The sequence below is a fragment of the Nocardioides currus genome, from assembly GCF_003057875.1.
In the GTDB taxonomy this organism is placed as follows: domain Bacteria; phylum Actinomycetota; class Actinomycetes; order Propionibacteriales; family Nocardioidaceae; genus Nocardioides; species Nocardioides currus.
Window position 1 is genome coordinate 1 of the sequence record NZ_PYXZ01000018.1, and the last position, 3,883, is coordinate 3,883.

The window sequence follows — 3,883 nt, forward strand, 5'->3', positions numbered from 1 at the left end:
ACAGGCGGCGGAAGGACGCAACCATGCAGCGACGAGCCGTCCTTGGCCCCACTCGTCGTGAACGCGGAGACGATGGAAGTGGGCGCCGACTACGAGGGATCGCCGGAGGAAGATCGTCAACGTTTTTGCGACCACTGGTCCTGGTACTCAGATGGGCACCGCCACGCGGCTGCTAGACGATTCCCGTACGGCCGATATGCCGCATCGGTCGCGCCAGACTCGGCCCTGCGCCGCATACGTCCTGTCGTTCACCGAAACGTCGAGTACGCGCACATCGCTTCATGCCTCCGAATGAAGCCCAGACAGGCGTCACCACTTTGTGGTGAGGTAGGTAGCGGTGGACCTTGGACGGAGGAGACGAGCTATGGCAACGCACTTTGGATCAAAGCTACTGCCAGCTAAGGGGGCCAAGCGGCTGAGCAAGTTGCTTCCCAATCTGCGACCCGACGAGGAGGTCTATTACATGACCAAGTGCGTCCAAGTGCGCCCGGCGGCCGCGGACCTCCTGATCGTCACCAACTACCGGCTGGCCGCTGCCTTCGGGGAAAAAGTCACCGCCGAGTTCTCGCACAACGCATCACTCACCCTGACCGCGGATGACAAGAAGCAGGAGATCACTGCCCAAGGCGCATACAGCCTCTACGTCTTCCGCGCCGTCGCCCGCGAAGACCACGACCTCTTGCAACGAACTCTTCAGTGGGCACGGGACAACGCTCCGCGCCAGGCTACCGAGCCCCATGAGGGCAGCGGGGACGGCGAGATCGCTGAGTCACTTGAAGATCGCGCCAAGGCAAAGAACTGGCCGAGCACCCGGATCGCCGGAAACGGGGGCCTGTCGAAGAAGGCGAGCCTGGCAGTCGCCCGACTCTGCCAGGATGACGAGCCTTGGGTGGATCCTTGTCTCCAGCGGAGGGGCGGGCCTGCTCGCCGCCTGGGACGATCGGCTCGCGATCGTAAAGACCGGCGCGATGACCAGCTTCATGGCAGGCTCGCTTGGCGGCGAACGATCGGCGGTCTTTCACTACACCGACATCACCGGCATCGAGTACAACTCTGGGCTGATGAACGGCGTGCTCGAAATCCTCACCCCGTCCTACTCGGGAAGCGCCAACAAGGACTTCTGGCGTGGCTCCACTAAGAGCCGTAATGCCAATGCCAACGACCCATGGACGCTGAGCAACACCTTGCCCCTCGCGAAGGCCGAATACAGATCGGCTGGTGACCAGATCACCGAGCTTCGACGACGGATCAGCATCGCTAAGAATCCCGGACCCTCCACCCCGGTATCGACCGCTAACATTGCACCCGCAGCTGCAACGTCTGCGCCAATCCCGCCACCTGCCGGCCTCGGCGAGGGAGCCGGACTTGCGGATCAGTTGGCTAAGCTCGCTGACCTTCACCAAGCAGGCGTTCTCTCCGACGAGGAGTTTGCTGCCGCAAAGCAGCGTCTACTCACCCTCTAATCTCCGCGGGGGCGAGAACCGTGTGCGCGACCGACCCTTGGACTTGCAGTTTGGCAGAGCACCTTCCGAGAGGCGCGCCTTGACGCGGCGAAAAGACGCGCATCGGCATGCTAGCCCCAAGTGAGGAGGTGCGCGGCGTCAGTCTGGGGATCGGTCGTGGGCGGATCTATACGCCGGACTGTGAGGTCTGATAGCACGGTTGTCTATGGTGCCCGTGGGATTCCCTCATCAGTTGATAGACCATCCGACACAGCGATGTCGATTGCCGGTTGGTACGACTATCTGGTCACTCTGGTCCTAGTTCGGGGCGAGGCTGAGTGCGGACCAACTTCGTTGGAGGATCCACCTGAGAGTGGTTTGGCGTGAGGTATCGAAGACGGGTCGGTCAACTGACAAGTCGACCACGGCCTGCGCGACCGCTGTCTTATCGGGCCCGGTGAATCCGTGACCTGCCGCCCAAGTGGCAACTGCCTTGGTTCGCATCGTTGCGGTCAGATCCGAACTGTTCAGTTGAGGAGCGTCCGATTGCCACCGCAGGATCTCCGCGTTCACCACCGCCAAGTACGTCTGAAGGTCGATCAAGTCTTCGAGCTCTATTGGATCACCGGTGTCTTGATCGGCGAGGACGATGACGCGGTGGTCCTCGACACCGCCCGCAACAAGCATTGCGCGAATGTCTTCGCCCGCTTGGTCACCGTCGACGACGAAGCAGACCCGGCCAGCCTCTGCATCCAACGAACTAACTGCCACCGCGGCCACACTGGCCAGACCCGGGGCGACTTGGAAACGTAATGCGCGGAGGTCTCCTGCCTGCCGAAGGAGAGTCGGCAGCAAGATCGCGTCGCTCGGTCCCTCAGCAAGGAGTGCATGTCTAGTTGGGGTTAGAGAAGTCGCTGCTGCCCCCATCGACGCAAGGAGGGGCGAGAACCCGGCGCCCTTCTGCCAGAAGGCGTTCTCGACGCGAGACGTTGCCGCGTCGATCTGTTCGACGGCGCGCACCCCTGTGCCGAGATCATGTGGCAGACAGCCAAAAGAATGAGTTGTAAATACCACCTTCGAAGCGAACTCTTGTTGTGCAAGTACATCAATGAGGTCCGACTGTGCATCATAGTGAAGGTGCGTTTCGATCTCGTCGGCCAGCACAATCGGCTTCTCTGCCCATCCATGACTCCACGCAAGAAGCGCCGCGAACCAGCGCAGACCGTCACTTCTTTCCGTGATTGACGAGAGTCCGGAGTCCTCGGGCGTGGTCGCTTGAACATGGAGTATTGTCCCTTGGACGTCGAATTGAATCGCAATTCCCTGTTGATTCCAGGCCTGATCGAAGCGTTCAAGGAGAACGCGATTGGCGGCATTGCGGCGAGTGCCGACGTCAGCAATCGCCCCCTCTTGGGCTTCGCGCAAGAGCTCTCTTAGATCAAGTTCCGCGAGTGACGCGAGATGCATCAATGCTGCCGGAGGCGACTCAGCGTGTTCTGTGAGCTCGTAGGACGACTCAAGATCTCGATCCTCTTGTTGGAAGACCTGAATACTAGGCACCTGTGGTTGCAATGCCCTCCGTGCGAGTACCTCTGGTGGCGTTTCCCGCTCCTTTGCGAGCGCTGCACCGATGGCGTCGATCAACTCGCTCAGGACTGGCGGCGCTTCGAGGGCGTCCTCTGTCCCAGTGGGTTCGGCGAGTTCCGCGGCGGCTCTTCTGACTGATTCAAGGAGAGTGTCCAGTACTCCACGTTCTTCGTCGCTTAGGTTTGGCCCCTTACCTTCGAGAAACGATCCCGCTTCCTGTAGTTCTTCGCGTAGTGCGTCCACCGCTTCCTCTTCCCTCTCGTTGCGAAACGGGCCGACAGCGTCTGAGTGCTGGTCCATGAGTCGGAGGAGAGAATGACGAGCGGCCAGGTCGCGAGCTGGAGGGGTGGGTCCGAACGACCAGATGGGAGTGTTCGAGGACCCGCTCTTGGTCAGAGTCACAGTCTTGACAGCAGATGCCTCAGGTATGGAATCCAAGAGCGCTACGTCTGATTCGTCCAACGCAAAGTGCCACTCGAGCGTTGGTTCACTAGCCGAGCGCCGCGGGGACTCGGTTCTGTCGAACGGCTCGGAACTTCCGAGACGCGCGAGCGCTCGCAACAGCGAACTCTTGCCGGCCTCATTCGGTCCAACGATCGCAACCATCGGTCCGTGCAACTTGATCGTCGTGCGCTGAACGAAGCGCCGGTAGTTCTGAAGGGAGAAGGAGATCAACTTCATGCTCCACCATCTCAGGTGGGGCCGACAAAGCGGGGCAAGTTGCCGGAACGCGTCGCTGCCGCGGCCTTAGCATCGTGGTCGTTCGGTCATCTATGACCGCCGCCTCACTCAGTAGGAAAGTCGGTCGCTCGGGTGATTCACGGTGAGCGACGGGGCTAGCCCATAGTGGGCGG

General features: G+C 60.9%; 2 protein-coding genes. One reads left to right on the forward strand and one right to left on the reverse strand.

The features are described 5' to 3' along the window. The first annotated feature begins 875 nt into the window (after positions 1 to 875). Positions 876 to 1,463, forward strand: coding sequence for an SHOCT domain-containing protein (locus tag C7S10_RS21875; protein ID WP_165807277.1), 588 nt, complete (start codon positions 876 to 878; stop codon positions 1,461 to 1,463). 297 nt (positions 1,464 to 1,760) lie between these two features. On the opposite strand, the gene C7S10_RS21880 is transcribed toward C7S10_RS21875, so the two are convergent. Continuing rightward, positions 1,761 to 3,710 (reverse strand): AAA family ATPase, encoded by a 1,950-nt coding sequence (locus tag C7S10_RS21880; protein WP_108347062.1) that lies wholly within the window; start codon positions 3,708 to 3,710, stop codon positions 1,761 to 1,763. Between the last annotated feature and the right edge of the window lie 173 nt (positions 3,711 to 3,883).